Source organism: Streptomyces sp. NPDC000151, from assembly GCF_040301705.1.
Classification (GTDB): domain Bacteria; phylum Actinomycetota; class Actinomycetes; order Streptomycetales; family Streptomycetaceae; genus Streptomyces.
In genome coordinates this window covers 59,831-73,541 of record NZ_JBEPFC010000021.1, presented here as the reverse complement: position 1 = coordinate 73,541, position 13,711 = coordinate 59,831, and the positions used below count along the sequence as shown (strand labels likewise).

At 71.0% G+C, this 13,711-nt stretch carries 11 protein-coding genes; 6 read left to right on the top strand and 5 right to left on the bottom strand.

Annotated features, from left to right (window positions below):
* On the bottom strand, positions 1-681 hold a 681-nt coding region (locus tag ABT381_RS09805; protein ID WP_351590426.1), incomplete at its 3' end, for a GAF domain-containing protein.
* 199 nt (positions 682-880) lie between these two features.
* Here ABT381_RS09805 and ABT381_RS09800 point away from each other — a divergent pair.
* From ABT381_RS09800 to ABT381_RS09790, 3 genes are read left to right on the top strand one after another with little or no spacing between them, the layout of a single operon-like run.
* Complete coding sequence (locus tag ABT381_RS09800) at positions 881-1,879, top strand: amidohydrolase family protein (RefSeq protein ID WP_351590423.1); 999 nt, start codon at positions 881-883, stop codon at positions 1,877-1,879.
* A gap of 1 nt (position 1,880) precedes the next feature.
* The gene (locus ABT381_RS09795; RefSeq protein WP_351590420.1) at positions 1,881-2,654 is read left to right on the top strand and encodes a metal-sulfur cluster assembly factor; all 774 of its coding nucleotides are present in this window, start codon (positions 1,881-1,883) and stop codon (positions 2,652-2,654) included.
* Positions 2,651-3,688, top strand: a complete 1,038-nt coding sequence (locus tag ABT381_RS09790; protein ID WP_467754506.1) for an NAD(P)-dependent alcohol dehydrogenase — start codon at positions 2,651-2,653, stop codon at positions 3,686-3,688. The genes ABT381_RS09795 and ABT381_RS09790 overlap by 4 nt, the downstream gene beginning before the upstream one ends.
* A gap of 29 nt (positions 3,689-3,717) precedes the next feature.
* Here the strand turns inward: ABT381_RS09790 and ABT381_RS09785 are convergent, their stop codons facing one another.
* Complete coding sequence (locus ABT381_RS09785; RefSeq protein ID WP_351590417.1) at positions 3,718-4,377, bottom strand: TetR/AcrR family transcriptional regulator; 660 nt, start codon at positions 4,375-4,377, stop codon at positions 3,718-3,720.
* A gap of 154 nt (positions 4,378-4,531) precedes the next feature.
* Here ABT381_RS09785 and ABT381_RS09780 point away from each other — a divergent pair, with 154 nt between their 5' ends.
* The 3 genes from ABT381_RS09780 to ABT381_RS09770 all read left to right on the top strand — a co-directional run bounded on the left by ABT381_RS09780 (position 4,532) and on the right by ABT381_RS09770 (position 8,872).
* Positions 4,532-5,305: an SDR family NAD(P)-dependent oxidoreductase gene (locus ABT381_RS09780; protein WP_351590414.1), complete on the top strand. Its 774-nt coding sequence runs from the start codon at positions 4,532-4,534 to the stop codon at positions 5,303-5,305.
* Between the two features lie 101 nt (positions 5,306-5,406).
* A complete protein-coding gene (locus ABT381_RS09775) occupies positions 5,407-7,194 on the top strand; it encodes a flavin-containing monooxygenase (protein WP_351590411.1) in 1,788 nt (595 codons plus the stop codon).
* Positions 7,195-7,240: 46 nt separating this feature from the next.
* The gene (locus ABT381_RS09770; RefSeq protein ID WP_351590408.1) at positions 7,241-8,872 is read left to right on the top strand and encodes a Vgb family protein; all 1,632 of its coding nucleotides are present in this window, start codon (positions 7,241-7,243) and stop codon (positions 8,870-8,872) included.
* A 43-nt stretch (positions 8,873-8,915) separates the two neighbouring features.
* Here the strand turns inward: ABT381_RS09770 and ABT381_RS09765 are convergent, their stop codons facing one another.
* From ABT381_RS09765 to ABT381_RS09755, 3 genes are all read right to left on the bottom strand, one after another.
* Positions 8,916-10,967, bottom strand: a complete 2,052-nt coding sequence (locus ABT381_RS09765; protein ID WP_351590405.1) for a pectinesterase family protein — start codon at positions 10,965-10,967, stop codon at positions 8,916-8,918.
* 101 nt (positions 10,968-11,068) lie between these two features.
* Complete coding sequence (locus tag ABT381_RS09760; protein WP_351590402.1) at positions 11,069-12,055, bottom strand: alpha/beta fold hydrolase; 987 nt, start codon at positions 12,053-12,055, stop codon at positions 11,069-11,071.
* Between the two features lie 63 nt (positions 12,056-12,118).
* Complete coding sequence (locus tag ABT381_RS09755; protein ID WP_351590400.1) at positions 12,119-13,651, bottom strand: amidase; 1,533 nt, start codon at positions 13,649-13,651, stop codon at positions 12,119-12,121.
* Positions 13,652-13,711 lie beyond the last annotated feature (60 nt).

Sequence of the window (13,711 nt, the reverse complement as noted above, 5' to 3'; positions counted from 1 at the left end):
GAGCGCGGCGCGCGCCTCGGCCACCGCGTTCCGCCAGGCACGGGACAGCCGCGGGCCGTCGCCGTCGTCCTGGGGGAAACGCTCGCGGTAGACCCGGCGGACCTCACCGCGCGGCTGTACGGGCATGGTCCGCCCGGTGGAACGGGCCAGCATCAGCGCGGTCGTGTTGCCGGCCGCCGCCTGGGCGAGGGCCAGCAGCAGCGCCGGGGAGGACTGCGACCACGTGGTGAGGTTGACCGTGCCCGCCACCTGCCCGGTCAGCGGGTCCAGGACGGGGACGGCCGCGCAGGTGTAGCAGCGCAGCCCCGTGCAGTAGTGTTCATCGGCCCTGACCAGGGACGGCGTACGGTCGGCCAGGGCGAGCCCGAGTCCGTTGGTGCCCGCGTTGCGTTCGGCGAAGTAGAAGCCCGGGGCGAGGTGGACCCGGTCCAGCGAGCGGGCCATCGCCGCGTCGTTGCAGAGCCGGCTCAGTACGAGCCCCTCGCTGTCCGTGAGCATGAAGCTGACCGGCTCCCCCGCCAGCGTGGTCCGCAGCTGCTGCAGGACCTCCTGTCCGCAGGTGTAGAGCAGCGAGTCGGTGTCCATGGAGCTCAGGTACACGGGCTGCACCTCGTCGGCCGGTACGCCGTACCGCTCGCTGCGCTGCCACGACGCGCGCAGTCGCGGGGCTATCTCTGCCATCTCGACCTCCACACGACGCGACGCTGCGCCGGACCGGACGCTGACCGGATGCTGACCTTCATCAGGCTACTCAGCGGGGCGGCCGGAACCAGTCGGCCAGGTGTCTCAAAGTGAGACAGCCGCAGCCTCCCCGGCCTGCGCCGGGATGCCTAGCGTCCCTACCGAACGAGCCGCAGCTGCCACGTGAGGTGGAGGAACCATGTACAGCAAGGACGGCGAGAACTACTTCATCGTCGACGCGCACATCGCGCTGTGGGACGCGCGCCCCGAGAACCAGCTCAACATCCACGGCAAGCAGTTCATCGACTGCTTCTACGACTACCACCGCAACCTGAGCCCGGAATCGGAGCTCTGGCCGTACGAGGAGTTCCGCTACTACGGCGGCGAGCGCCTGATGAAGGACCTGTTCGCCGACGGCCATGTCGACCACGCGATCTTCCAGCCCGCCCACCTCGGCGCCTTCTACGAGCGCGGCTTCGGGCAGGCCGAGGAGGCGTTCGCGCTCACGCGGCAGCACCCCGACAAGCTGACGTACAACCACTGCTTCGACCCGCGCTTCGAGCAGGCCGGTCTGGAGCAACTGCGGCGCGACGCCGAGCGGTTCGGGCTCAAGGGCGTGAAGCTGTACACCGCGGAGTGGAAGGGCGACTCCCGCGGCTACAAGCTCAACGACCCCTGGACCTACCGCTATCTGGAAGCCTGCCAGGAGCTGGGGATCAAGAACATCCACATCCACAAGGGGCCGACGATCCGGCCGCTGGACCGCGACGCGTTCGACGTCGCCGATGTGGACGCGGCCGCCTCCGACTTCACCGAGCTGAACTTCGTCGTCGAGCACTGCGGGCTGCCCCGGCTGGAGGACTTCTGCTGGATCGCCACACAGGAGCCGAACGTGCACGCCGGTCTGGCGGTGGCGATGCCGTTCATCCACTCCCGGCCGCGGTACTTCGCGCAGATCATCGGCGAGCTGCTGTACTGGCTGGACGAGGACCGCATCCAGTTCTCCAGCGACTACGCGCTGTGGACGCCGCGCTGGCTGGTCGAGCGGTTCGTCGACTTCCAGATCCCCGCGGACATGACCGAGTACCCGCCGCTGACCGTGGCGCAGAAGAAGAAGATCCTCGGGCTGAACGCGGCGGCCATGTACGGGATCGACGTACCGGCCGGCCTCGGCCTCCCGCAGCCGGTGGCGGCCTGACGTGCCCGCCATCGACACCGGCACACTTGAATGCGCGGCGCGCGCGGCGCTGGACGAGGTCTTCGATCCGGAGCTGGACGAGCCCATCACCGACCTCGGTTTCGTCCGCTCGCTGGAAGTGAGCCCCGACCGGCGGGTGACCGTGCACCTCCGGCTGCCGACCTCCTTCTGCTCGCCGAACTTCGCCTATCTGATGGCCTCCGACGCCAAGGACGTACTCACCCGGCTGCCGGCCGCACGGGAGGTCGTCGTACTGCTCGACGACCACCACGACTCCGACATGATCAACCGCGGGCTGGCGGCGGACGCGGGCTATCTGGGCACCTTCGGGGCGGAGGCGCAGGAGGGTCTCGACGAGCTGCGGCTGACCTTCCGCCGCAAGGCGCACGCCGCGGCGATGGAGCGCGCGCTGACGCGGCTGCTGCGGGAGACGCCGGACCTGGCCGAGCGCGACCTGCCGGCCGTCGTCCTCGCCGACCTGCCCGACGCGCCGACCACCCACGCCCTCGTACGGAGGCGGGCGGCGCTGGGCCTGAGCACCGCGCCGACGGCCCCGGTTCTCGTCGACGACCACGGGGAGCCGTACCCGGTCGACGACATCCCGGTACGGCTGCGGTTCGCGCGATCGATCCGCATCTCGATCGACGGCAACGCGCACTTCTGCCGCGGCCTGCTCCGCACCCGCTATCCGGACGCGGCCGACGACCAGGCGCAGCGCGGACAGGAAACCCCGCACGACACCACACACCACACTGCGAAGGGGCGGACCTCATGACGTCCGTAATGAAGGCCGTACAGGTCGTTGGATACGGCGAGAAACTGCGGCTCACCGACGTTCCCATGCCCGAGATCACCGGTCCGTACGACGTGCTCGTGAAGATCGGCGGGGCGGGGGTGTGCCGGACCGACCTCCACATCCTGGAGGGCCAGTGGGCACAGAAGTCGGGCGTCACCCTGCCATACACCATCGGGCACGAGAACGCCGGGTGGGTCCACGCGGTCGGCAGCGCGGTGACGAACGTCGCCGAGGGCGACAAGGTCATCGTGCACCCGCTGATCACCTGCGGTCTGTGCCGGGCCTGCCGGTCCGGTGACGATGTGCACTGCGAGCAGAGCGCCTTCCCCGGCATCGACACGGCCGGCGGCTACGCGGAGTACCTCAAGACCTCGGCCCGCAGCGTCGTCCGCATCGACGACGCGCTCCAGCCGGCGGACGTCGCCGCCCTCGCCGACGCGGGCCTGACCGCGTACCACGCCGCGGCGAAGGCCGCCCGCCGGCTGCGGCCGGGCGACCGCTGCGTGGTCATCGGCGCGGGCGGGCTCGGCCACATCGGCGTACAGGTCCTCAAGGCCCTGACCGCGGCGGAGTTGATCGTCGTCGACCGGAATCCGGACGCGGCGAAGCTGGCCACGTCGATCGGGGCCGATCACGGCGTCGTCGCCGCGGGCGAGCACGTCGAGGAGGTACTCGAACTGACCGGCGGGCACGGAGCGGAGACCGTCATCGACTTCGTCGGCGAGGGCGGTGCGACGAAGGACGGGGTGGCCATGCTGCGCCGGGCGGGCGATTACCACGTCGTCGGTTACGGCGAGAACATCGACATCCCCACCATCGACATCATCTCCACCGAGATCAACCTCATCGGCAACCTGGTCGGCTCCTACAACGACCTGTGCGAACTGATGACACTCGCCGCTCAGGGCCGCGTACGGCTGCACACCGCGGCCTACCCGCTGGACCGCTTCCAGGACGCGGTGGACGACCTCACCGCGGGCACGGTACGCGGACGCGCGATCCTCATTCCTTGAGGGCCTGAGGGCCTGACGGCCTGACGGCCTCAGATGCCCAGTGAGTCCGTGGCCTGCAGCAGCGCCCGGCGGAAGGCTTCGTCGCCGGCCGCCTGGTTCGCTTCCGCCGACCGTCGGGCCCACTCCTCCGCCGCCACGCGCAGGGCGCCGTTGAGCATCACGGCCTTCAGCCGCGGCACCAGGCCGTCGGGATCGGCGCCGGTGCGCGCGGCGATGACCTCTGTGAAGACGCGCTCTGCGTCGTGGTGGACCCGGAGCCAGACGGCGCGCAGCCCCGGCTCGTCGGGCAGCAGGCGGATCAGCCGCAGCAGCGCCGAGGTGACGTCAGCGCGCTCGGCGGCCGAGGGCACGCCCGCCTGCAGCCCTTCCCACAGCGGGCGGCCGGCGGGCAGCTCGCGCAGCCGCCGGGCCGCGCTCTCCAGACCCGCGGACAGCAAGGGGCGTACGCACTCCTCCTTGGACGGGAAGTACCGCCACAGAGTGCGGGGTGAAATCCCGGCCGCGCGGGCGATCTCCTCGCCCGACGTCGCCGCCACGCCGTGCTCGGCGAACAGCCGTACCGCCTCGTGGGCGATCGCCAGCCGCGTCTCCGCCTTGCGCCGCTCGGTCAGCGGCGGCCTACCGGACGGACGGGGCGCGTCCTCCCGCTCCGCGTCCCGCGTTCCCGCCTGCTCCACCGTGATGTCCATCCGCCGTCCCCAACCGCTTACCAGTGTCTCCACCCTAACCAGCGCCCCGGACATCTATTTTTTGCCTGTCAATGCCATCATGGCAGTGACTGCCAAAAACTGTTACGGTCGATGGACACGCACATCCGCGTGAACTCGGAGAAGGGAGCGCCGCGTGAGCAGCACCAGCAGCACCGGCTTTCAAGGGCGCAGCGTCGTCGTCACCGGAGCCGGCTCGGGGATCGGCCGGGCCGCGGCCCTGGCCTTCGCCCGTGAGGGAGCGAAGGTGCTGGTGGCGGACCTGGACAAGGACGGCGCCGAAGGTGTCGTCGCAACGATCGCCGCCGAAGGGGGCACGGCACGCGCGGTCGTCGGTGATCTCAGCGAACAGCCCGTGGTGGACCGGGTCGTCGACACGGCGGTGGCGGAATTCGGCGGCCTGCACGTACTGGTGAACAACGCGGGCATCATGGACCGGTTCTCGGCCGCCGCGGACACCGACGACGCCGAGTGGGAGCGCGTCCTGCGGGTCAACCTGACGGCTCCCTTCCTGCTGACCCGCGCCGCACTGCCGCACATGCTGGCCGCCGAGCGCGGCGCGATCGTCTTCACCGCGTCCGAGGCCGCGCTGCGCGGCAGTGCGGCCGGTACCGCCTACACCGCTTCCAAGCACGGCGTCGTGGGCCTGGTGAAGTCCCTCGCGGTGATGTACCGGGCCAAGGGCATCCGCGCCAACGCCATAGCCCCCGGCGGCACGGCCACCGCCATACAGGTCGACGCCCGGGCGGACACGCACGGGCCGACGGTCCTCGGCGGTCACTTCGGGAACATGGGCCGGATCGCCGCCGCCGAGGAGCAGGCCGCCGCCATCGTCTTCCTCGCCTCGGACGCCGCCGTCAACATCAACGGCGCCGTACTGCCCGTGGACGACGGCTGGTCCGCCGTCTGACGCTCCCGAGATTCATCGGCGTACCGGCCGCCGCCCCGCGCCATCACCCCCCACCGACTGCCCGGAAAGGACAGCGAGTGTCGCCAACGGAAAAGCCCACAGTGCGTGAACCGGAGGAGTTGGGGTTCGACCCCGACGCGCTGCGCGCGCGGTACCGCGCCGAGCGCGACCGCCGGATCCGCCCTGAAGGCAGTAAGCAGTACCAGCGCACCACCGGCGACTTCGGCTACTACGTCGACGACCCGTACGTGGCACCCGGCTTCACCCGGGAGCCGCTGAACGACCGGGTCGAAGCCCTGGTCATCGGCGGTGGTTTCGGCGGGCTGCTCGCGGCCGCGCGGCTGCGCCAGGCCGGTCTGGCGGACATCCGCATCACCGACAAGGCCGGGGACTTCGGCGGCACTTGGTACTGGAACCGGTACCCGGGCATTCACTGCGACATCGAGTCGTACGTCTATCTGCCGCTGCTCGAAGAGCTCGGCTACGTGCCGCGCTGGAAGTACGCACCGGGTGAGGAGATCCGGCAGCACGCGCGGGCGATCGGCCACCACTTCGACCTCTACCGCGACGCCTGCTTCCAGACGGAGGTCACGGACCTGCGCTGGGACGAGGCCGCCCGCGAGTGGGTGGTGCGCACCGACCGCGGCGACCTGATGAGGGCGCGTTATGTGGTGGTCTCCAGCGGCCCGTTCAGCCGGCCGAAGCTGCCCGGCATCCCAGGCATCGAGAGCTTCCAGGGGCACACCTTCCACACCAGCCGCTGGGACTACGGCTACACCGGCGGCGACGCGAACGGGAATCTCCGGGGGCTCGCGGACAAGCGTGTCGCCCTGATCGGCACCGGTGCGACCGCCATCCAGTGCGTCCCGCACGTGGGGAACGACGCTCAGCACCTCTACGTCTTCCAGCGCACGCCGTCCTCGGTGGACGTACGCGGCAACCGGCCCACCGACCCCGAGTGGGCGGACTCCCTGGCCCCGGGCTGGCACCGGCGGCGCCGGGACAACTTCCTCGCGCACGTCACCGGCGGCAGTGCGGAGGAGGACCTGGTCCGCGACGGGTGGACCACCAGCGCCCGGCTGCTGCAGAGCCTGCTGCCCGGCACGGCCGACGCCGCACTGTCCCCCGAGGACCGGTGGGTGCAGGCGGAGCTGGCCGACTTCCGGAAGATGAACGAGATACGGGCGCGGGTGGACGGCATCGTCGAGGACCCGGCCACGGCCGAGGCGCTCAAGCCGTGGTACCGCTACATGTGCAAGCGCCCCACGTTCAGCGACACCTATCTCCAGACCTTCAACCGGCCCAATGTGACGCTCGTCGACACCGAGGGCCGCGGCGTCGAGCGCATCACCGAGAACGCGGTGGTGATCGGCGGCACCGCGTACGAGGTCGACTGCATCGTCTTCGCCACCGGCTTCGACATCGGCGTGGCGCCGGCCGAACGGCTCGGGCTCCCGGTGCGCGGCCGCGACGGTGTCACCCTGGCCGACGCGTGGCGGGACGGGCCGCAGACCCTGCACGGGTTCTACAGCCACGGCTTCCCCAACTTCTTCCAGCTCGGCTCGGTGCAGAACGCCGTCTCCGTCAACTACGTCCACGTCCTCGACGAGCAGGCCACGCACATCGCCGAGGTCGTCGCCGAGGCACGCAAGCGGCAGGCCCGTTACGTCGAACCGACCGCCGAGGCGGTGGCCGCCTGGGTCGCCACCATCCGCGAGACGGCACCGGACGCCGGCAAGTTCCTCGCCGAGTGCACGCCCAGCTACTACAACAACGAGGGCAAACCGAGCGGGCGCAGCGAGTCGTACGGCGGCGGGCCGGTCGAGTTCTATGAGCGGCTGCGGCGCTGGCGTTCCGAGACCGACATGAGCGACGTCCTCGTCGAGTGACGGGCGCGCTGACATGCGGAAATTGCGGACTTGAGGAGAAGTGCGGATGCAACCCAGCCGGTACGACGACACCGGCCGGCTGCGGCCCGGCAGCAGCGAGCGACGGCACGTGGCGAGGCTGAACCCGCCCAATCGGCTGTGGGGTTCGAACGGCGTCTCTTTCGGGCCGGACGGCCGGCTGTACGTGGCGCAGTTCCTCGCGGGGCAGATCAGCGCCGTGGATCCGGCGTCCGGTGACGTCGAGGTGGTGGTGCCGCTGGACGGCCCGGTGGAGGCCCCCGACGACCTGGCCTTCGGCGCCGACGGTTCGATGTACATCGCGGACCTGACGCCGGGCAGGGTGTGGCGCCGCACCCCCGAAGGCGCGTACTCCCTGGTCAGTGACGCGGTCACGGTGCCCAACGGCATCACCTGCGTCGGCGACCGGCTCTTCGTCAACGAGATGCGGACCAACGGCCGGCTGCTGGAGCTGTTCCCGGACGGCGGCGAGCCGGTGGTGCTGACCGACGGGCTGGCCTTGGGCAACGCCATGCAGCTCGGCCCGGACGGCCTGCTGTACTACCCGCACATGATCGGCAATCAGGTGTGGCGGATCTCGCCCGACGGCGGAGCGCCGGAGCTGGTCGCCGAGGAGGTGGACGACCCGGTCGCGGTCCGGTTCGACCTCGGCGGCGTCCTGGTGGTCCTCTCCCGCGGCCCGGCCGGCATCGTCACCCGCATCGACCTGGCCACCGGGGCGCGTACGGTCACCGCCAGCGGCCTGGCGGGCCTGGACAACGCGGCGTTCGACGCGGAGAACCGGATGTTCGTCTCCAGTTACGCGGGCGGCGGCATCACCGAGATGCACACCGACGGCCGCACCCGCGCGCTCGTCCCGCGCGGATTCAACGGCCCGTTCGGCGTGACGGCCGGGCGCGGCGGCACGGTGTACGCGGCCGACCACTTCCGCCTGGCCCGCCTGGACGACCGCGAGGGTGCGGGGGAGAACGACGCGCTGACCGTGGACCTGCTGCACTTCGCCCGCGGCGTCACCGCGGACGGTGACGGCGCCGTCCTCCACGTCACCACCGGGCTCGGCGAGGTCCGCACCTGGGAGCCGGAGACGAAGACCTCCCGGGTACGGGCGACCGGCCTGAACGACCCCACCGGCATCGCCGTCGCGCCCGACGGCTGCCTCGTGGTGGCCGAGACCGGTGCCGGGCGCGTCCTGCGGATCGACGCGGCGGACACCGTCACCGTACTCACCGACGGGCTCGACCACCCGGTGGACGTGGCCCTCGACGCGGAACAGCGGTGTTACGTCAGCGACGACGGGCTCGGCGCCGTCCTGCGCCTGGGCGAGCACGAGGACGGCGAGACGGTCACCGTCGCGGACGGCCTCGGCGCACCCCAGGGCCTGGTCATCGTGGGCGACGAACTCTTCACGGTCGAAACCGCCCACCGGCGTCTCAGCTCGGTCTCCCTGACCACCGGAGCCGTCACCACGGAGGCCGACGGCCTCCCGGTCGGCCTGCCGCCCGGCATCACCCGCACCGAACCGGCCCCCGTACCCGGCGTCCCGCACCGCCCCCGCCACTTTGCCGGTCTCGCCCTCGCCCCCGACGGCGCCCTCCTCCTCTCGGCCAACGGCGAGGGCACGGTGCTGCGCCTGTCCCCGCGCGACGACACGGGAGGGTGAGCGCGGCGGGTCCGCCGCGGCTCATCCCCCTGCCCGAGCGGTGTTACGACGCGGACGGCGTCCAGTCGCCGAGCCAGTCGGCGATCTCGTGGTCGGCCGCCTGCTGGTCCGTCAGCTGCGGCCGGTCAGCGCCGGCCGGGCCCGCGCCCGGTCCGGTGTTAGCGTATTCGGCGAAACGGTCGTCCTTCCAGGAGAAGCCGCCCATGTCCGTCCAGGGAGCGGTCTTCACGGCGGCGCTCAGCTGCGTGTTCCGGACGACGGTCTGCGGGTCGAGCGTGGCGTCGCCGCCCGCGTGCCAGGGCCGTCCGAGGTGGAAACTGCGCTCGCCGACAGCACCGTCGACAGTCGAGTTCGTGATGAGGAAGCCCTTGCTGCCGCCGGCCGTGGACGGCGCGGTGACGTACCCCGCCGAGGTGCCGTCCCACCGCTTCTTCAGGGTCAACACCGACTTGTTGAAAACGGCGGTGGCCCGGCCGAAGACGAAGTCGACGTTGCCGGCGATGTGGGACCGGTCGACGTAGACGCGGCCCCGCTTGTCCTTGGCGGCCGTGTCGAGGAGGAGGGTGTCCTGATCGCCGTCGACGACGAGGTTCTGGAGCACCACCTTGTCGGCGGCGGTGCGCAGGGCGACGGCCTGGTGGCCCTCCTGGCCTTGGTGGGCGGCCTCGTCGAAGTCGTTGGTGACGGTGAGGTTGCGGGCCTGGAAGTCGTCCGCCTCCACGGCGAGCGTGGCGCTGCCGGAGGTCCCGTACGTGCCGCCGCCCGGCTTCGGCGTCCCCGCGGAACGGCCTTCGACGAGCTGCGCGTCCGCCGCGTGCTTGCCGGTGCCCTGAAGTGTGATGTGCGGCTTGTCGGCCGGTATCTTCACCGCCTCGCGATACGTGCCGGGCTCGACGGCGATGACGATCCGCGAGGTGTTGCCGGACGGCACCGCGTCCACGGCGGCCTGGACGGTGGAGTACTGCCCACTGCCGTCCCTGGCGACGGTGAGGGTGGTGGCAGCGGCGGCCGCCGCGGTGGTCAGCGAGGCGCGCGGCCCGGAGCCCGCCTTGACGAGGGCGGGCACGTCGGCGGCGGCGTCGAGCGAGTACGGGTAGTACTTCTTCGGGTCGAACGCCGAACCCCCGCTCTCGTTACGGCCCTTGACGTCCTTGAAGAGGTTGCCCCGCTGGACGAGCGATGCGGTGTCGTCCTTGATGACGGGGTTGTTGACCCCTTCGAAGTAGCTGTTCTCCAGGAGCATGCTGGTCCTGCCGCGGGCGTAGTTCCCGTACGAGGACGTGATGTCGGTGCCCGGCTCGTCCTGGAGGTAGTTGTTGTAGAGGTGGGCGTGCGCGACGTTGTCCGTCGACGGGTTGCGCTGCTCGGTCTCGCGGAACCAGTTGTGGTGGACGGTGATGTCGGCCGTGACGTTCTCGGTCCAGCCGATGCCGAACGTCTTGTTGTGGTTCTCCAGCCGGTTCCAGGACACCGTCAGGTAGGTGGTGTCCTTGCGGCTGTCGATCAGTCCGTCGGCCATGTGCCGCAGGTCGTTGTGGTCGAGCCACACGTGGTGCGCGCCGTCCATCTGTACCGCGTCCCAGTCGTGGTCCTTGTCGTTCCAGGTCCCGGCGTAGGAGTCGCGGATCGTGAGATTGCGGATGATCACGTTGTGGACGCCCTGGCCGAGGAAGAAGCCGCCGCCGACGATCTCGCCGGACGTCCCGGCCCCCACGATCGTCTTGTCCGACGCGACCTTGATCTCCTTCCCCTTGGGGTCCATGGCGATCGCCCCGTCGACCACGATGACGTACGGATCCGGCGCGGTCGCGTACTTCTCCAGCTCGGCGAGCGACCGTACGGTGACGGTCTGCCCGCCCCGCCCGCCGTAGGTTCCGTCCTGGCCGAGCGCGTCGACGGAGGCGAACCCGTCCGCCGCCGCCTCGGCCCATGCGGGCGCCGCAGCGGCGGACGCGTGATCGGCACCGGCCGCGCCGAACACCCCGAAAGCACCGCCGTAGGCGAGCCCCGCAGCGACGACGACGGCCAGCGGCACGCCCACCCGAATGCCCGCTCTGCGCCGCCCGTGCCGCGCGGGGTTGCGATGTGACGACATGTCCCGTCTCCCGTCCGAAGTTGATGAATACCTTCGTGCGGTGGTCGCCGGTCACGCCGAGAAGGTTGCCGACCCGGCCCTCGCCATTCACCTCACGGAAGTCACCGCAGGTGGCTGAGGAAGTCGAGCAGTGCCGCGTTGACCTCTTCGGGGCGTTCCTGCTGGGTCCAGTGGCCGCAGCCGGGGAGCGTCACGCTGCGGTGGAGCTTCGGTGCGATGGTGTCGAGGGAGTCGATGACCCGGTCGATGCCGTGCAGCGAGGTGACCATGTCGCGGTCGCCGACGACGTACAGCGCCGGGACGTCGATGCCGCGGCCGCGGAAGACGGCCAGGAGTTCGTTGTTGCGCTCGATGTTGCGGTACCAGTTGAGGGGGCCGGTGAAGGCCCGGTCCCCGTGGCGGGCGTAGTCGTCGGCGAAGGCGTCGATGTCCTCCGGGGTGAGCCAGGCGGGCAGCTCCGGGTCCGGTCCGGTGCCGAGCAGCGGGGCGCCTTCCGGGACGATCCAGGGACGCGGCCGGGCGGTGGCCGGATTGTCACCCGAACCGTTGAACAGCGTGCGGCGGAAGGTCGAGGTGATGTCCCGCGCCAACTCGGCGTCGGCGACGCCCGGTTCCTGGAAGTAGACCTGGTAGTAGCGGTCACCGTACTGCCGGCGGGTGACCGACGGCGGGGCCATGCCGCCGGGCAGCACCGGCGGGACGCTGAGCCCGGCGACGGCCCGCACGACGTCCGGGCGGAGCATGGCCGTCGTCCAGGCGACCGGTGCGCCCCAGTCATGGCCGACGACCACGGCCTGCTCCTCGCCCAGCGCGTGGATCAGGGCGATCACATCGCCGGTGAGGTGCAGCAGGCTGTACGCGTCGGCGTCGGCGGGCTGCTCACTGCGGGCGTAGCCGCGCTGGTCGGGTGCGACCACCCGGTATCCGGCCGCGGCCAGCGGCGCGAACTGGTGCCGCCAGGAGTACCAGCTCTCCGGAAAACCGTGCAGCAGGACGACCAGCGGGCCCTGGCCCTGCTCGGCGATATGCAGTGTGACTCCGTTGACCTCGACGGAGCTGTGCTTGATGTCGGCGTACTCGGCAGCCATGGGTGGGGGTTCTCCTGACGTGCGTCCGGGCAGTGCGGTCCGGTTCGATCATGCCACCGAGCGCTACTGACCCGACGGCCGTCCCTCCCCGATGGCTCCGACAGCCCCGATGGCACCGATGGTGGGCGGTGAGTAGCGGGGAGTGCGGTCCTCGATGGCCTGTGCTGCGTCGAGGATGCGGTCCTCCGCGAAGCGGCCGCCGATGAGCTGGACGCTGACGGGCAGGCCCGCGCTGAGGGCCGACGGCACCGTGACGGCCGGGAAGCCCAGGACCGGGACGGCGGTCATCGGCCACATGGCGGCGATCAATTCGGCGGCGCGCTCGGGCCCCGCGATGTCGGCGTCCTGCTCGAAGGGAAGCTCGGCCGAGACCGGGGTGAGCAATATCCGGTCCGTACCCAGGAGTTCCTGGAGCTGCGTGACGAGGGAGGCGCGGCGGGCCCAGCCCTTGATGTACGTCTCCAGCGACGGGCGCTCGCCCCAGACCGCCGAGGCGGCGGCGACGGAGTACGTGAGCGAGGTACGGATGTCGTCGTCGCCGACCTCGTTCACCAGCGGCAGCATCGGGCGGAAATCCTCGTAGATCAGCAGCGACCAGATGCGCGCGGCCTCCGCGAGCAGGGGTGCGCCGTCGAGCTCCTCGACCTCGTACCCGGCATCGGTCAGCCGGGCGACGGCGTCGGTCACGGCCTGGTCGACGCCGGGGTGGTTCTTGACGGTGCCGATGCTGCGCACGACGCTGACCTTGGCCCGCACGCCCTCGGGAAGCCGGGCCGGCAGGGCGGGGATACCGTACGGATCGCGCAGGTCAGGGGTGGTCATGACATCGAGCGCGAGGCGGGCGTCGGCCATGGTGCGGGCCAACGGCCCCTCGACCGCGCACGCCTGGACAGTGGGCGGGAAGTCGATCCGGACCTTGCCGGCGGGGGTGTCGGCGTACGCGGGCGGCATCCAGCCGGAGACCCGGCCGACGGTGGGGCGGATGCCGACCACACCGCAGCAGGCCGCCGGGTAACGGATCGATCCCCCGATGTCGTTGCCCTGCGCCAGGGGCGTCATGCCCGCGGCGAGGCTGCTGGACGCGCCGCCGCTGGAGCCGCCAGGGGTGCGGGCGGCGTCCCAGGGGTTGAGCGTGCGGCCGTGCAGCTCGTTGGTGGAGAACCAACGGTAGGAGAAGGCGGGGGCGTTGCTGCGGCCGAGCGGGATGGCGCCGGCCTCCTTCAGAGCCGTGACGCACGCCGCGTCGCCGTCCGCCGGCGGACCGGCGAGGGCGGCCACGCCGTGGCTGGTGACATAGCCCCGCTGCGGTGTGTTGATCTTGATGGACACCGGAACGCCGTGCAGCGGGCCGAGTTCGCCGCCCTGGGCGACGGCCTGATCGGCGCGGCGCGCATCGGCCAGCGCCTCGTCGGGGCGGATGTCGACCAGCGCGCGCAGGTACGGGTTGGTCTCCTCGATCCGCGCCAGGCAGGACCGCACGACCTCGACGGACGAGATCTCGCGCCTGCGGATGGCGCCGGCCAGGTCGGTGGCGGTGCGCTGCCACAACTGACCAGCCCGAGCTGGGGAGTTGGCAGTCGCGTGCTGGATTTCCATGGTCGCCTCTCGCCTCCGGAGACACAACGCCGTCATACAACAGCGTTTTATTGGCGCCTC

Excerpts from the sequence above, each read along its gene's own strand:
- ABT381_RS09800 (WP_351590423.1), top strand. The coding sequence starts at position 881 with ATGTACAGCAAGGACGGCGAGAACTACTTCATCGTCGACGCGCACATC.
- ABT381_RS09790 (WP_467754506.1), top strand. The coding sequence starts at position 2,651 with ATGACGTCCGTAATGAAGGCCGTACAGGTCGTTGGATACGGCGAGAAA.
- ABT381_RS09785 (WP_351590417.1), bottom strand. The coding sequence starts at position 4,377 with ATGGACATCACGGTGGAGCAGGCGGGAACGCGGGACGCGGAGCGGGAG.
- ABT381_RS09760 (WP_351590402.1), bottom strand. The coding sequence starts at position 12,055 with ATGGCTGCCGAGTACGCCGACATCAAGCACAGCTCCGTCGAGGTCAAC.
- ABT381_RS09765 (WP_351590405.1), bottom strand. The coding sequence starts at position 10,967 with ATGTCGTCACATCGCAACCCCGCGCGGCACGGGCGGCGCAGAGCGGGC.
- ABT381_RS09770 (WP_351590408.1), top strand. The coding sequence starts at position 7,241 with ATGCAACCCAGCCGGTACGACGACACCGGCCGGCTGCGGCCCGGCAGC.
- ABT381_RS09755 (WP_351590400.1), bottom strand. The coding sequence starts at position 13,651 with ATGGAAATCCAGCACGCGACTGCCAACTCCCCAGCTCGGGCTGGTCAG.